This window comes from Burkholderia sp. AU31652 (assembly GCF_002223155.1).
GTDB lineage: Bacteria > Pseudomonadota > Gammaproteobacteria > Burkholderiales > Burkholderiaceae > Burkholderia.
This window is the reverse complement of sequence record NZ_NKFG01000005.1, coordinates 2,538,464-2,553,445: the sequence shown is the minus strand read 5'-3', so window position 1 is coordinate 2,553,445 and position 14,982 is coordinate 2,538,464. Positions and strand designations below refer to the sequence as shown.

The following is a 14,982-nucleotide window of genomic DNA, read 5'->3' as shown; positions in this document are numbered from 1 at the left end:
GCGCGAATTCGGGCGGGCGATAGTGCTTCGGACGGTGCGGTACCTGCGCTTCGCGGCCTGCTTCAAAGCCCGCTTCAAAGCCTGCTTCACGGGCGCCGCGCCACGCATTCCGCGATTCTAGCCAGCGCGGCCCGCCCGTGCGGCACTTTCGTCGAGCCGCTTCCGTCATGCCGGACGTCCCGCTGCGCGAGCGGCGCGCCGGTCCATTCGAACACCGTTTTCCCCACGACAGCCGATGACGAACCCGACACCCAACATCCTGATCCTGATGGCCGACCAGCTCACGCCGTTCGCGCTGCCGGCTTACGGCAATCGCGTCGCGCGCACGCCGACGCTGGACCGTCTCGCCGCGCAAGGCGTGGTGTTCGACGCCGCGTACTGCGCGAGCCCGCTGTGCGCGCCGTCGCGCTTCTCGCTGCTGACGGGCAAGCTGCCGTCGGGGATCGGCGCCTACGATAACGCCGCCGAATTGCCGGCGCAAACGCTGACCTTCGCGCACTACCTGCGCGCGGGCGGCTACCGGACGATGCTGTCCGGCAAGATGCATTTCTGCGGGCCCGACCAGCTGCACGGCTTCGAGGAGCGCCTCACGACCGACATCTATCCGGCCGATTTCGGCTGGGTGCCCGACTGGGACAGTCCGACCGAGCGGCCGAGCTGGTATCACAACATGAGTTCGGTGCTGGAGGCCGGCCCGTGCGTGCGCACGAACCAGCTCGATTTCGACGACGAGGTCACGTTCGCCGCGAAGCAGAAGCTGTACGACGTCGCGCGCGAGCGCGCGGCCGGGCACGATGCGCGGCCGTTCTGCATGGTCGTGTCGCTGACCCATCCGCACGACCCGTATGCGATCACGCGCGACTACTGGGATCTGTACCGCGACGACGACATCGACATGCCGGCCGTGTACCTCGATGCGGCCGAAAGCGACCCGCATTCGCAGCGGCTGCGCTTCGTCTGCGAGAACGACCGCACGCCGCCCACCGATGCGCAGATCCGCGCCGCGCGCCGCGCTTACTACGGCGCGACGTCCTACGTCGACGCTCAGTTCGGCAGCGTGCTGGCCGCGCTCGAACAATGCGGATTCGCCGACGATACGATCGTGATCGTCACGTCCGACCACGGCGACATGCTTGGCGAACGCGGGCTCTGGTACAAGATGACGTTCTTCGAAGGCGGCTGCCGCGTGCCGCTGATCGTGCATGCGCCGGGCCGCTTCGACGCCGCGCGCGTGCGCGGGCCCGTGTCGCACGTCGACCTGCTGCCGACGCTCGTCGACCTCGCCGGCGCCGCGCCGGCCGGCGGCTGGCCCGACCCGGTCGATGGCGCGAGCCTGGTGCCGCACCTGCACGGCACGCCGGCGCACGACGTCGCGCTCGGCGAATATCTGGCGGAAGGCGCGGTTGCGCCGGTCGTGATGATCCGCAGCGGCGACTGGAAGTACGTGCATTGCCCGCTCGATCCCGACCAGCTGTACAACCTGTCGGACGACCCGCGCGAGCTGACGAACCTGGCCGACACGCCGGAAGCGGCCGACGTGCTTGCCGCGTTCCGCGCGCAAGCCGCGCAGCGCTGGAACCTGCCCGAGCTGGACCGGCAGGTGCGCGCGAGCCAGCGGCGCCGGCGCTTCCATTACGCGGCCACGACGCAGGGCCGCATTCAGGCGTGGGACTGGCAGCCGTTCACCGACGCGAGCCAGCGCTACATGCGCAATCACATCGAACTCGACACGCTCGAGGCGATGGCGCGGTTTCCGCGAGTCGGGCGCTGAGCGTACCGCATCGTGATCATTGAAGAACGACGGAGGAAGCGAACCATGAAACGGCAACGCAATGCAGCAATCCGAAGGATCGGCGCGGCGCTCGCCGCCGCCGCGTGCCTGATGACGACGCAGGCCGCGCACGCGGCCGACCCGCAGACGTGCAGCGACGTGAAGATGGCGGCGCCCGGCTGGACCGACATCGATGCGACGAACGCGATGGCGGGCGTCGTGCTGAAGGCGCTCGGCTATCGGCAGGACGTGGCGAACCTGTCGGTGCCGATCACGTACCAGGGGCTCAAGAAAGGGCAGGTCGACGTGTTCCTCGGCAACTGGATGCCCGCGCAGGCGCCGCTCGTGAAGCCGTTCGTCGACGAGAAATCGATCGACGTGCTGCACGCGAACCTGAGCGGCGCGAAATTCACGCTCGCGGTGCCCGATTACGTGGCGGCTGCCGGCGTGCATACGTTCGCCGATCTCGCGCGCTATGCGGACCGCTTCGGCGGCAAGATCTACGGGATCGAGCCCGGCGCGCCCGCGAACCAGAACATCAAGCGGCTGCTGTCCGACCATGCGCTCGGGGCCGCGAACTGGTCGCTCGTCGAATCGAGCGAGACGGGCATGCTCACGCAGGTCGAGCGCGCGGTGCGCGACAAGCGCTGGATCGTGTTTCTCGCGTGGGAGCCGCACCTGATGAACACGAAGTTCCACCTGACCTACCTGTCGGGCGGCGATGCGTATTTCGGCCCGAACTACGGCGGTGCGACGGTCAATACGGTCACGCGTGCCGGGTTCGCCGGCCAGTGCACGAACCTCGCCAGGCTGTTCCGGCAGATGACGTTCTCCGTCGACGTCGAGAACCGGATGATCGCCGACATGCTCGACCACAAGACGTCGGCCGCGCTCGCGGCGCAGCATGCGCTGAAGGCCGACCCGGCGCTGGTCGCCGGCTGGCTCGACGGCGTGACGACGGCGGCCGGCGCACCGGGCCTGCCGGCCGTGCGCGCGGCCCTCGACGGCCGCTGATTTCCTCCCTTCCGGCGGCCGGTTTTTACCGTGCCGCCTGTCTACGTGTTTTCCCGATCCGTCGCATCGTGACCATTTAGTGTCGCCTTCAGACGGGTGACCCGAAATATGGGTTTGTATTTTTCGCCAATGGCTGCGTTATTGCGGAAAACGAAATACCAAAGCCAGCGGGCGTACCGAAATCGAATCCACCGGCGCATCGCGGCACGCGCCGGGACGAGATTCTATCCATCGAACGGTTCAGGGAGGGTGGTCGATAATGAAGCATACGAAAGTTGCCGTAGCCGCCGCGCTTGCATGCGCGGCCTGTATTCCCGCCATTGGCCATGCGCAAAGCAGCGTGACGCTGTACGGGATTCTCGACGCCGGCATCACGTACGTGAACAACACGGGCGGCTCGCACGTGGTCAAGTTCGACGACGGCGTCGCGTACGGGAACCGCTTCGGCCTCAAGGGCACGGAAGATCTCGGCGGCGGCCTGAAGGCCGTGTTCACGCTCGAGAGCGGCTTCCACCTCGGCAACGGGCAACTCGGCTTCGGCGGCGCGGAGTTCGGCCGCCAGGCGTATGTCGGCCTGCAGAACGACTGGGGCACGCTGTCGTTCGGCAACCAGCTCGACATCACGAACGAGCTCGTCTCGATCTACAACATCTCCGCGTGGGGCAGCGGCTATGCGATCCACCAGGGCGACTTCGACCGCTTCAACGGCGACCGCCTGCCGAACTCGGTGAAGTTCCTGTCGAACGACCTGAGCGGCTTCAAGTTCGGCGCGATGTACTCGTTCGGCAACGTCGCGGGCAACTTCCACCGCAACAGCGCATGGAGCGCGGGCGCGAGCTTCACGAAGGGCGACTTCTCGATCGGCGCCGCGTACACGCGCCTGAACAACCCGAACGGCATCTATGCGTTCGACCCGTACGCGATGATCGGCACGCATACGTTCCTCGGCCAGCAGACCGTCACCGTCGATCCGGCAACCGGCGCCCGCACCGACCTGTTCTCGAACACCGCGATGGACGTCGACAGCCAGGGCACGTTCGGCATCGGCACCAGCTACACGATCGGCAAGCTGACGCTCGACGCCAACTACTCGTACACGACGATCAAGGGCTTCGGCCAGTCGTCGCACATGCAGGTGTACGAAGGCGGCGGCCTGTACCAGTTCACGCCGGCGCTGAGCCTCATCGCGGGCTACCAGCACACGCGCTTCGAAGGCCACCACTGGAACCAGGGCACGGCCGGCCTGCACTACCTGCTGTCGAAGCGCACCGACATCTACATCTCCGGCGATTACCTGCGCGCGTCGCAAGGCGTCGATGCGGTGATCGGCTACAGCTTCACGCCGTCGACGACGCAGACGCAGGCCGACGTGCGGATCGGGATGCGGCATTCGTTCTGAGCGGGATGGGGTGGGGCAGCGACGTCTTCAGCGAGCGGTCTCTCTTTGGCGCGAACCTCGGTTCGCGCTTTTTTTTGCCGCCGTGAGCGGGCACGAAAGCCGTCCGTCCCGTGCCGGCAGCCTGGCCCCCACCGGGGGAGCAGCGCTCGGATGGTATTGACCATTGCCGTCTATAGGCGCTAGCATCGTCCGCATGCTGAATCGCGCCATTTCCCCCTCCTCGTTCATCGATGCATGTTGTCAGAACATGCCAGGGGGACGTTGCGTCTAGCGAATTCGCTGAACATTCAAGCAATCGCCTTCCGGCCGCCTGTGATGCAAGACAGGCGGCCTTTTTGTTTTTGGGCCGACACTTTCCAGACGGAGAAACTCGATGCCGCTTGCGCTGTATGACACCTGGTCGCGTACCGTGCGCTCCTTCACGCCTATCCGGGCCGGGCAGGTCGGCATGTATTGCTGCGGCCCGACGGTCTACGACGATGCCCACATCGGCAACCTGAGAACCTACGTGTTCGAGGACCTCCTGCGCCGCGTACTGGAGCGCAACGGCTACGCGGTTCGGCACGTCGTCAATATCACCGACGTCGGCCATCTGACGTCGGATGCGGACGAAGGCGAAGACAAGATGGAGAAGGGCAGCCGTCGGACCGGCGAATCGGCATGGGCCATCGCGCGGCGCTACACCGACGCGTTCGTCCGGGACTGGCACGCGCTCAACCTGCTCGAGCCGACGGTGTGGTGCCGCGCCACCGATCACATCGCCGAACAGATCGCGTTCATCGATACGCTTGACCGGGCCGGCTACGTCTATCGGACGGACGACGGCCTCTACTTCGACACCAGTCGGCAGGACGACTACGGGTATCTCGCGCGGCTGGACCGCGCGGGGTTGCAGGCGGGCAAGCGGGTGGCATTGGGCGGAAAGCGGAGCATCACGGATTTTGCGTTGTGGAAGTTCAGCCCGGCCGGCGTCAAGCGGCAAATGGAATGGGACAGCCCGTGGGGGCGCGGCTTTCCAGGCTGGCATATCGAATGCTCGGCGATGTCGGCGAAGTATCTCGGGACGTTGTTCGATATCCATTGCGGCGGCGAGGATCATATCGCCGTGCATCACAGCAACGAGATCGCGCAGACGCGGGCGGCCCACGGCACGCAGCTCGCGAACTACTGGATGCACGGGCACTTCCTGACGCTCGACGCCGATACGAAGATGTCGAAGTCGAGCGGCGACTTCGTTCGTCTGCAGACCTTGCAGAGCCGCGGTGTCGATCCGCTCGCGTACCGCTACCTGTGCCTGACGGCCCATTATCGAAGCAAGCTGCATTTCACGTGGGCGTCGCTCGACGCGGCGCACACCGCGCTGAATCGACTGCGGCACCTCCATGCCGGCTGGCCGGACGGCGGGCGGGTCGATGCGGATTTCGCGGCCCGCTTCGATGCCGAAGTGAACGAGGACCTGAACCTGCCGAGGGCGCTCGCGGTGCTGTGGGATCTGGTCAGGAGCAACCTGCCGCCTGCAACGCTGAAGGCGACCGTCGACAGCTTCGACTCGGTGCTGGGCCTCGGGTTGCGCGAATGGCGGCCGGTTGCGTTCGACGTTCCGGAACATGTCCGCGGGTTGCTCGGTGAGCGCGAGCGCGCGCGGGCGGACAAGGACTGGGCACAAGCCGACCGGATCCGGGCAGCATTGAGCGCAGAGGGCTGGAGAGTCGAGGACACGCCGGAAGGGCAACGTCTGTTCGGCATCGCGATGGGTTCGAGCGATACAGGTGGCCTGCCGCAGTAAAGCGCGCGGGCCGCCTGCATCGGAAGATCCTGTAGCCGGGCATCGACCCGGCGGCCGCGATCGGCGTGGCCGCCGGAATCGTCGGCACCCACACCTGCGGCCCGTTTTTCGCGGTTGGCATATCATCGCGCTTTGGCCGCGTCGGCACCGTTGTCGCGCGCACGCGTCGGCGTGCGCCGTCGTTTCTCGAACGGTACCGGCGCGCAGCGCCGACCGCCGAGACCTCGATGACCGACTCCGTGCCCGACCCCAGCCCTTTATCCCCGTTACCCGCCAACCTGTTCCGCCATGTCCCGTTCCAGCGTTTCTGGGGCACGCGCGTCATGTCTTCCCTGGCTTTCCAGATCCTGTCGGTTGCCATCGGCTGGTACGTCTACGCGCTCACGCACAGCGCGTTCGCGCTCGGTCTCGTCGGCCTCGCGCAGTTCGTGCCGATGTTCGCGCTGACGCTCGTCGTCGGGCAGGTGGCCGACCGCTACGATCGTCGACGCATCGCGACGATCTGCCAGGGCGTCGAGGCGCTGGCCGCCGGCGTGTTCCTGCTCGGCGCCACGCAAGGGTGGCTGGCCGCACCGGCTGTGTATGCGCTCGCGGCGATCGTCGGCACGGCCCGCGCGTTCGAGTCGCCGTCGGTGTCGTCGCTGCTGCCGGCCGTCGTGCCGCGTACCGACCTGCCGCGCGCAACCGCGCTGTCGACGTCCGCGAACCAGGCCGCGCAGATCCTCGGGCCCGCGTTCGGCGGGCTGCTGTATGGCGTGGGCGCGCCCGCCGCGTTCGGCACGAGCGTCGTTGCATTCGCGATCGCGGCGGTGCTGAGCGGCACGATTCCGTTGCGCAGCGCACCGCCCGCCCGCGAGCCGGTCACGCTGCGCTCGGTGTTTTCGGGCATCGCGTTCATCCGGCGCGAGCCGGCGATTCTCGGTGCGCTGTCGCTCGACCTGTTCGCGGTGTTGTTCGGCGGCGCGACCGCGCTGCTGCCGATCTACGCGCGCGACATCCTGCAGGTCGGCCCGTGGGGGCTCGGCGCGCTGCGTGCGGCGCCTGCGGTCGGCGCGCTCGCGGGCACGCTGTGGCTCACGCGGTTCCCGCTGAAGGGGCGGCCGGGCCGCGCGATGTTCGGCGGCGTAATCGCATTCGGCATCGCGACGATCGTGTTCGGGTTGTCGCGGCACTTCGCGCTGTCGCTCGTGGCGCTGGCCGCGCTCGGCGCGTCGGACGTCGTCAGCGTCGTCGTGCGGCTGTCGCTCGTGCAACTGCGTACGCCCGACGACATGCTCGGGCGCGTGAGCGCGGTCAATTCGCTGTTCATCGGTACGTCGAACCAGCTCGGCGAATTCGAGTCGGGCGTGACGGCCGCATGGTGGGGCGCGCCGGCGGCGATCGTCGTGGGTGGCGCCGCGACGATTGCGGTCGCGCTCACGTGGATGCGGTTGTTCCCGCAACTGCGAAACATGACTTCGCTGGAACGAGAGCGCTGAGGCAATACCGACGCCGTTTTTGCGATCGTGTGGGTGGCCGGCGCGTAACGGTTGACGGTCAGGCGCCGGCGTCGCGCGCGACCCGCACGGCCGTGCCGTAGCAGATGACTTCCGTGACGCCCGCCCCGATCTCGGTCGAGTCGTAGCGCATCGCGACGATCGCATTCGCGCCGAGCTTGCGCGCGTCGCCGAGCATTTTGTCGAACGCTTGCTGGCGCGCCTTCTCGCACAGTGACGTATACAGCGTGATGTTGCCGCCGAAGAGGGTTTGCAGCGACGCGCCGAACGAGCCGACGATCGAGCGCGAGCGCACGATGATCCCCTGTGCGACGCCGAGCGAGCGGACGGTCGAGTGGCCGGGCAGGTCGAATGCGGTCGTGACGCGTTCGGGCGTGAGATCGTCGAACGAGCGGGAGATATCGGTCATGGCATTGCACCGTGTTGCAGAAGTGAGCGAATGACGATTCTATCCGGAACGGCAAACGGGTTTGGCCGGGTTCGAACGGGCGCGCCCGCACCACGCGCCCGTTCCACCGCCCCCGGCCGTCGCCGGGTCAACGCTTGACGGTCGCGCTGCCATCCCCGCCGAGATCGACCGCGTAGGCCAGCGCCAGCTTGCCGAACTTCAGCGCGTGATTCGCCTGCCGATCCGAATTCTCCAGCGTGTCGTTCACGGTGTGGATATACGGGCTGTCGTTCTGGTCGGCCTCGAACGGGAACGACGCCGGATACCCTTGCGCATTCCACGACGCGTGATCCGAGCACGCATACCCGCACTGCGACGTGCCGATCGCGAGTTCCGGCAGGTAGGTCTTCGCCAGATTCGTCAGGTAGGTGTTCTGCGACGCGTTCGTGTAGTCGGTGATCAGGTAGATATCCTTCGGATCGCCCTTGTAGTTCGTCATGTCGAGCTGCAGCACGCCGACCACGTTCGCATTCTGCGCGCGGAACTGCTTCGCGATCGCTTTCGAACCGAGCAGCCCGGCTTCCTCGGCCGCGTACCCGACGAACTTGATCGTCCGCTTCGGCCGATAGTTGTTCGCCAGCAGCACGCGCAGCGCTTCGGTGAGACTGGCGATGCCCGACGCATCGTCGTCCGCGCCTGGCGAGCGCGTGTTCTCCGTCGTGCGGCCGACCGTCGAATCGAGGTGGCCGCCCAGCACGATGGTGCCCGCGGCCGGATCGCTGCCGCGAATCGTCAGGATCACGGATTTCTGCGGAAAGCCCGTGTGTGCAAACTGTTCGACGGCGATGTCGGCGCGGGAACCCGCCAGCTGCTTCCACTGCAAGGCGAGCCAGTCCGATGCGGCGACGCCGTGTGACGTCGTGTAGTAGCGGTTCGTGAAGCCGGACAGCGACGTGATCGTGCCGACGATGTTGCTGGCCTGCAGCTGCTGGACCCACGCGCCGATCTGCGGCGCGTTCGATACCTTGTACACGGAGGCGGCGGCCTGTTTCGCGAGCGTCGGCGGCAACGGCTGCAGCGCCTGGCGCGCGTCGTCGAACGAGTCGTGCACGACATAGCCGGGCCCGTGGCCGCGCGCATGGTGGACGGCGTGGGCCAGCTCGCCGAGCCGTGAATTGTCGATTTCGACGACGTGAACGGTTTCGCGACGCGCGACGCCGTCGGCCGTCTTGCCGGCGTCGAGGGTCGTGCTGTATTGCGCGGTGGCGCCGGCGTCGATGCGTTGCAACTGGCGGAACGCCGCGTCGCCGAGTGTGATCCACACGGGCGTCGCGTGTGCTACGGCGGTCAGCAGCATGCCGCCCAGCGCGGCGCTCAGGCGGGTCAGTTTCAGAGTAGGCATGTTCGATCTCGTGAGGATGGCGATGTCGAGGAAGAGGGCGCGCCGCAGGTCGTGCGAGGCGCCCCCGCCTGCTGCGGAATTACGACTTCTTCGGTACGGTCACGCCGTACGTGCAACTCTGGTTGTACGCATTGCCGATCGCGGTCAGCTGCGCGCTGCTGTAGCCGAGCGCGGACGCTGCCGTCAGCACGGCCTGCGCGGCGGCCTTCTGGTTGGTCGAGCTGTTGGTCATCGACAACCCTTTCAGGAACGCCTTGTCCATCGCCTGCGCACCGATCGCATCGCGCGCGACGAGGTTGCACGACGCCCAGTACTGGCCGGCCGTATGGATCTCCGCGCCGCGTGCCTGCGCGTAGGTGCGCCCGACGTTCCAGTTGGTCACGCGGCCGCCCCAGAACTCGTTGTGGCCGTCCCAGTTGTAGACCCAGTGGTATTGGGCATCCGACGGGCTCCACTGGTTGAAGTCGCGGCTGTACGCGGCGGCGAGATAGTCGCCGGTGCCTTCCGACAGTCCTTCCTGTTGCGACAGGCCGCCGTTCGTCACCCAGTCGTGGATGCCGTGGCCGAGCTCGTGGATCACGACGTCCGCATCCTCCGCGTCGTCGACGCCGCCTTGCCCGAAGGTCAGCCGGCCGCTGCTCGACGAGTACGACGAGTTGTCGTCGCCCGATTCGCCGTGCGGGTCGTACTGCACGCCGCCGGTGTACTGGTACGGCATCGCCTTGATGCCGAGCGTCTGGTTCACGTAACGCAGGAACGTGTCGATGTGGTAGTACACGTTCACGGCCTCGAAATACAGGTTGCCGCGCGTGAACTCGAACGCGGGCGTCGACTGCACGGGGCACGCCTTGTCGAGCGGCGCGTCGAAATCGATGCACGACGCGTACGGGCCCGTCAGCGTGTAGCGCCCGCCCGACTGCGCGAGATCCTTCAAGGTCACGCGCACGCGTGCAGCGGTGAGCTGCGAAGAGTCAGCGTCGTTGCTGTCCTTGAATCCCGTGCTGCCGTAGCTGCTCCTGGTCGGCGACAGCGGGTCGGGCCGGAACACGAAGCCCGTGCCGTCGGTCGCATAGAACGCCTTGTCCTCGGCGCGCAGCACGTCGCCGCTGCCCGCGTCGATCAGCAGCTCCCAGTCGCCTTTCGGGCCGTCGTTCGGGCGGCCGCGCACTTTCCACGCGGTATGCGTGCCGGTCTTGTCGACGAACGCGACGAGCTGCGCATCCAGGTTCGTGAAGCCGCTCACGCCGAGATACGCGCGGGCGCGATCGAGCGCCTGCTGCTGGTCGACGGCCTGCGACTTGCGCGACGTCGCGACCACGCCGTTGATCGTGTTGCTCGCGACGTACAGGATGCGGCCGTCCTTCGCGACCGTCACCGCGATATCGCTGCCGTACACGGGCAAGCCGGCTGCCTGCTGCTGCAGGCGCACGACGGTGAAATCGGCATCGTTGCGCTCCGACGTGACGACGAGGCTCGCGAGCGCGGTCGCATCGAGCCCGAGCTGCGCGGCCTGCGACGCGACGAAGTCGCGCGCGGTGGCGGCGGGCGTCGTGGCGGTCTTCTTCGCGCGATACGCGGGGTTGTACAGCGTGACGGCGACGCCGTCTGCGCGGAACTGCCCGGCGGCCGTATCGGCCTTGGCGGCCGGCGGCGCGACGCCGCGCGTCAGGCTTTCGCGCAGGCTCGTTGCTTGCGGGTTCGACACTTTCGTATCGGCCGCGGTGCCGCCGACGATGCCGAAACCGAGCGCGAGACCCAGGGCGAGCGGCAGTGCTTTGCGTGATGTCTGCATACGTGATCCTCATCTCAACGGTTGGATACGCCCGCGCGTTCGTGGCGCGCAGGCACGACACGGCCCGCGCGCCGGCGCGATGGCGCCGGTGCGGCGAAGCGGTGTTGGGAGCGTCGACTGACTAAGGAACCCTAAATGTCAGGTCGAAAAGAAACAGGCAGGCGAAGAGGGGGAGAAGCGGGAGAAGAAGCGAACGGCAGGCAGGTGCGGCGACGGCGAAGCGAGCATCGTCATGTCATACCCCTCGGATCGGATCGATATCGGCGGCAGCCCGCATGGCGCGACGCACGTCGCGATGCGGCATGCATGTCGTTAGGCTGCCTATCTAACTTTTTTTGGTATGTTACAGAATATTTTCAACGACATTCCAATTTATTTTCGACGACCGCTTCGGTCCGTCGATCAATCGCCGGCATTGTTCAGCAAGCGGCAGGAATCGCTGCCCGAACGCACAATTCCGCGCCGGATTGTGTGTGAAACCGGCGACGATCAGCGCGTCGCGCGCCGGTCGTTGCGCGGGCTCAGCCCGAATCGCGTGCGATATGTGCGCGAGAAATGCGACGGCGATTCGAACCCGCACGCGACGCAAACCGACGTGATGCTCATGTCCGTCTGCTGCAGCAGTTCACGCGCGCGATCGAGGCGCAGGTTCAGGTAGAAGTGCGTCGGCGTGTCGTTCAGCGTCGCGCTGAACAGCCGTTCGAGCTGGCGGCGCGTGATCGACACCTCCTGCGCGAGTGCATCGGAGCCGAGCGGGGTTTCCATGTGCCGCTGCATCGTGCCGATCACCTGGATCAGCTTGCGGTTGTGCACGCCGTAGCGTGCGGCGATCTCGAGCCGCTGGCTGTCGGAGCGCTGCCGGATCCGGCTGACGACGAACTGCTCGGAGATCGCCGCCGCGAGATCGGCGCCATGCCGCCGCCCGATCAGGTCGAGCATCATGTCGATCGACGCGGTGCCGCCCGCGCACGTGATGCGCCGGTCGTCGATCTCGAACAGCTCCTGCGTCGCGTTCAGCCCGGGGTAGCGTTCGCGGAACGCGGCCAGTGCTTCCCAGTGCAGCGTGAGCGGCTGCGATGCGTCGAACAGCCCGGCTTCCGCGAGCACGAAGCTGCCCGTGTCGATACCGCCGAGCGTTGCACCATGACGGTGCTGGCGGCGCAGCCAGTCGCCGATCGCGCGGGTGTAGCACACGAGCGGATCGAAACCCGCGACGACGAACACCGTATCGACCTTGTCGACCTCCGCGCACGCGGCCTCGGCGGCGACCGGTATGCCGTTGCTCGCGGCGACGGGCGCGCCGTCGGCGCTGATCACGTGCCAGCGATAGAGCTCGGTGCGAAAGCGGTTCGCGACGCGCAGCGGCTCGACCGCGGACATGAAGCCGAGTGCGGAGAAGCCGGGCAGCAGCAGGAAATGGAAATCCTCGGGCATCGGGGCAAGAGATGGAATCGGGTAGTCGTCGTCGCGCATCGTGCGCGGCAGCGAGCGGACGGGCAGGCGCCGCGGCCGGCTCGCGCGCGCCGAACGGTCAGCGGGAGATTATCGCGGGTTTTGCGCGGGCTCAGCGCGTTTTTGCGTCGCGCACGGCCCGGCGCGCGGTGGTCGACGGCAACTCGCCGAACTGCGCCTTGTACGCGCTCGCGAAATGCCCGAGATGCATGAAGCCCCAGCGCGCGGCCGCGTCGCTGATCGGCAGGTCGGCCTGCCTCGTATCGAGCAGCATCCGCCGCACTTGCGACAGGCGCAGCGAGCGCACGTAGTTCAACGGGCTGGTCTGCACGACCGACTGGAAGCTGTTCTGCATCGTGCGCCGGCTCACGCGCAATTGCGTGCACAGGCTCAGTACGTCGACCGGTGCTTCGGGATGGCCGATCACGTAGTCGTGCACGCGGCGCACGATGTCGGCGCGACAGGCGTGCGTGAGACGGTTCGAAGGTTCGGGAATCCGGTACGTGAGGAGATCGACGAGCACGTTGCCGATCTCGCCGCGCAGTTCGCGCTGCGCGCGTGCGTCGCGGTAGGCGTCGGGTGCCGCCAGCACGCGCTCGAGTTGCGTGGCGACCTGCACGCTCGCGCGCATCAGCACGGCGGTGGGCATGTCGACGACGCCGCGCCGCAACGTGGCTTCGTCGACGCGCACATCGGCCGCATCCTCGACCTGCTGCATCAGCGCGCGATCGGCGACGACACCGATCAGCGACATGTCGTCGGGTGAATGCAGCTCGAACGGCGCACCGCCGCGCGCCATCACCATCGTGCCGCGCTCGATGCGCGCACCGCCGAATGCGAATGCACCCGAGCCGGTGAGCGGCATGCCGAACACCGTATGGTCGTGCGGCAGTCTTCCGCGCTGGATGATGCGCACGTTGGCGGCTTCCTGGAACAGCTGCATGCCGTCCAGCACCGCATGCTTGACCGCGCTGCGATACGCGCCGGAGCCGATCTGGTCGTAGCGCTGGTTCCAGCCGCGCAGCGCCTCGGCATGCCGGTCCGCGTTGTCGAACCTCTCGTGAAACACGAACACAGCGCCTCCGGGTGCGTCGATCAGGACCGCGCAAGATTAAACCGACCGCCTGGTCGGCGCAATAAGGGGGAGCGCTATTCCGCGCGCATTTGTCAGAGGGTCGGAAGCGTCCGGCCGGCGCGGCTTTCAGGCGGTTTTCCAATATCCCGAATCGGCAAGCACGCGGTGCCGGTCCGGGTGCTGACCGAATTTATTGTCGAACTACAGTCGCCCCACATCACGTGATTCCCCAACTGGAGGCGACATGAGGACAAGGCGACGAACCGCGGTGCTCGCGGCGACGCTGGCGTTCGCGGCGGCATGGGCCGGCAGCGCGAACGCGACGGAAAAGCCGGAGGAACTGGTCGTGCAGAAGATGCCGCCATGGCATCCGCACGAGGTCTATATCGTCGACATCTCGATGCCGTCGATGACCGACGGACGCATCTACGTATATGACGCCGATGCGAAGAAACTGCTCGGCCAGATCGACGGCGGCTTCGGCCCCGGCTTCGCGATTTCGCCCGACCATCGGACGAGCTTCGTCGCGACGACCTACTTCTCGCGCGGCTCGCACGGCACGCGCACCGACGTCGTCGAGATGACCGACAACACGACGCTCGATCATGCGGGCGAGATCGTGATTCCGGCAAAGCATGCGCAGCATGTGCCGTCGCCGTACAACACCACGTTCAGCGCGGACGGCAAGCGGCTGTACGTCGCGAACATCACGCCGGCGGCCTCGGTGACGGTGATCGACGCGGTGTCGAAGCAGGTGCTGTCGGAGATCGACACGGCGGCCTGCGTGCTCGCGTATCCGTCGGGCAACGACCGCTTCACCGCGCTGTGCGAAAGCGGCAAGGCGCTGACCGTCACGCTCGATGCGAACGGCAAGGAAGCGAAGCGCACGATGTCGGAGGCGTTCATCGACGTCGACAAGGATCCGGCGTTCGTGAACGCGTCGCGCTACCAGGGCGCCTATCTGTTCACGACGTACGGCGGCAACGTGCGCAGCGCGGATTTCAGCGGCGACAAGCCCGCGTTCGGCAAGCCGTGGCCGCTCGTGACGGATGCCGAGCGCGCCGAAGGCTGGCGCCCGGGCGGCATGCAGCAGACGGCCGTGCAGGCCCGGCAAAACCGCTACTACGTGCTGATGCACAAGGGCGGCGACGGCTCGCACAAGGATCCCGGCACGCAGGTGTGGGTGGTCGACCTGAAGTCGAAGCAGCGTGTCGCGCGTTGGGATCTCGCGCAGCAGAAGGTCGATCCGCTCGTGTCGATCCAGGTCAGCGAGGACGACAAGCCGCTGTTCTATGGGCTGACGGCGACGTCCGACCTCGTCGTGATGGATGCGCGCACCGGCAAGCTGCAGCACGTCGAGAAGCAGATCGGCAACACGTCGTCGCTGCTCGTCAACCCGTGAGGCCG

General features: G+C 66.9%; 11 protein-coding genes. 6 read left to right on the top strand and 5 right to left on the bottom strand.

All coding sequences use genetic code 11. The annotated features are described in order from the left end of the window. Positions 1–235: 235 nt before the first annotated feature. The 5 genes from betC to CFB40_RS28965 all read left to right on the top strand — a co-directional run bounded on the left by betC (position 236) and on the right by CFB40_RS28965 (position 7,448). Positions 236–1,771: a choline-sulfatase gene (betC, locus tag CFB40_RS28985; RefSeq protein ID WP_089433119.1), complete on the top strand. Its 1,536-nt coding sequence runs from the start codon at positions 236–238 to the stop codon at positions 1,769–1,771. A gap of 45 nt (positions 1,772–1,816) precedes the next feature. Continuing rightward, positions 1,817–2,785 carry a choline ABC transporter substrate-binding protein gene (choX, locus tag CFB40_RS28980; protein ID WP_089433118.1) on the top strand — a complete coding sequence of 323 codons (969 nt, stop codon included), beginning with the start codon at positions 1,817–1,819 and terminating at the stop codon, positions 2,783–2,785. 259 nt (positions 2,786–3,044) lie between these two features. After that, positions 3,045–4,184, top strand: coding sequence for a porin (locus CFB40_RS28975; protein WP_089426849.1), 1,140 nt, complete (start codon positions 3,045–3,047; stop codon positions 4,182–4,184). A gap of 373 nt (positions 4,185–4,557) precedes the next feature. Beyond that, on the top strand, positions 4,558–5,970 hold the full coding sequence (cysS, locus tag CFB40_RS28970; RefSeq protein ID WP_089433117.1) for a cysteine--tRNA ligase: 1,413 nt from the start codon (positions 4,558–4,560) through the stop codon (positions 5,968–5,970). Between the two features lie 227 nt (positions 5,971–6,197). Then, complete coding sequence (locus CFB40_RS28965; protein WP_089433346.1) at positions 6,198–7,448, top strand: MFS transporter; 1,251 nt, start codon at positions 6,198–6,200, stop codon at positions 7,446–7,448. A gap of 58 nt (positions 7,449–7,506) precedes the next feature. Here CFB40_RS28965 and CFB40_RS28960 read toward each other — a convergent pair whose 3' ends face one another. The 5 genes from CFB40_RS28960 to CFB40_RS28940 all read right to left on the bottom strand — a co-directional run bounded on the left by CFB40_RS28960 (position 7,507) and on the right by CFB40_RS28940 (position 13,575). Further along, complete coding sequence (locus tag CFB40_RS28960; protein WP_089433116.1) at positions 7,507–7,875, bottom strand: YbjQ family protein; 369 nt, start codon at positions 7,873–7,875, stop codon at positions 7,507–7,509. 127 nt (positions 7,876–8,002) lie between these two features. Beyond that, entirely contained in the window at positions 8,003–9,256 is a 1,254-nt protein-coding gene (locus CFB40_RS28955; protein WP_089433115.1) for a M20/M25/M40 family metallo-hydrolase, read from the bottom strand. Positions 9,257–9,335: 79 nt separating this feature from the next. Continuing rightward, the gene (locus tag CFB40_RS28950; protein WP_089426852.1) at positions 9,336–11,048 is read right to left on the bottom strand and encodes a M36 family metallopeptidase; all 1,713 of its coding nucleotides are present in this window, start codon (positions 11,046–11,048) and stop codon (positions 9,336–9,338) included. A 489-nt stretch (positions 11,049–11,537) separates the two neighbouring features. Beyond that, entirely contained in the window at positions 11,538–12,482 is a 945-nt protein-coding gene (locus CFB40_RS28945) for a GlxA family transcriptional regulator (RefSeq protein ID WP_089426853.1), read from the bottom strand. Between the two features lie 130 nt (positions 12,483–12,612). Then, the gene (locus tag CFB40_RS28940; protein ID WP_089426854.1) at positions 12,613–13,575 is read right to left on the bottom strand and encodes a helix-turn-helix domain-containing protein; all 963 of its coding nucleotides are present in this window, start codon (positions 13,573–13,575) and stop codon (positions 12,613–12,615) included. A gap of 244 nt (positions 13,576–13,819) precedes the next feature. Here CFB40_RS28940 and CFB40_RS28935 point away from each other — a divergent pair, with 244 nt between their 5' ends. Continuing rightward, complete coding sequence (locus tag CFB40_RS28935) at positions 13,820–14,977, top strand: amine dehydrogenase large subunit (protein WP_089433114.1); 1,158 nt, start codon at positions 13,820–13,822, stop codon at positions 14,975–14,977. The last annotated feature ends 5 nt before the right edge of the window (positions 14,978–14,982 follow it).

Coding starts and splice junctions, on each gene's coding strand:
- CFB40_RS28955 (WP_089433115.1), bottom strand. CDS start 9,256: ATGCCTACTCTGAAACTGACCCGCCTGAGCGCCGCGCTGGGCGGCATG.
- CFB40_RS28945 (WP_089426853.1), bottom strand. CDS start 12,482: ATGCCCGAGGATTTCCATTTCCTGCTGCTGCCCGGCTTCTCCGCACTC.
- CFB40_RS28960 (WP_089433116.1), bottom strand. CDS start 7,875: ATGACCGATATCTCCCGCTCGTTCGACGATCTCACGCCCGAACGCGTC.
- betC (WP_089433119.1), top strand. CDS start 236: ATGACGAACCCGACACCCAACATCCTGATCCTGATGGCCGACCAGCTC.
- CFB40_RS28965 (WP_089433346.1), top strand. CDS start 6,198: ATGACCGACTCCGTGCCCGACCCCAGCCCTTTATCCCCGTTACCCGCC.
- CFB40_RS28935 (WP_089433114.1), top strand. CDS start 13,820: ATGAGGACAAGGCGACGAACCGCGGTGCTCGCGGCGACGCTGGCGTTC.
- CFB40_RS28950 (WP_089426852.1), bottom strand. CDS start 11,048: ATGCAGACATCACGCAAAGCACTGCCGCTCGCCCTGGGTCTCGCGCTC.
- cysS (WP_089433117.1), top strand. CDS start 4,558: ATGCCGCTTGCGCTGTATGACACCTGGTCGCGTACCGTGCGCTCCTTC.
- CFB40_RS28975 (WP_089426849.1), top strand. CDS start 3,045: ATGAAGCATACGAAAGTTGCCGTAGCCGCCGCGCTTGCATGCGCGGCC.
- choX (WP_089433118.1), top strand. CDS start 1,817: ATGAAACGGCAACGCAATGCAGCAATCCGAAGGATCGGCGCGGCGCTC.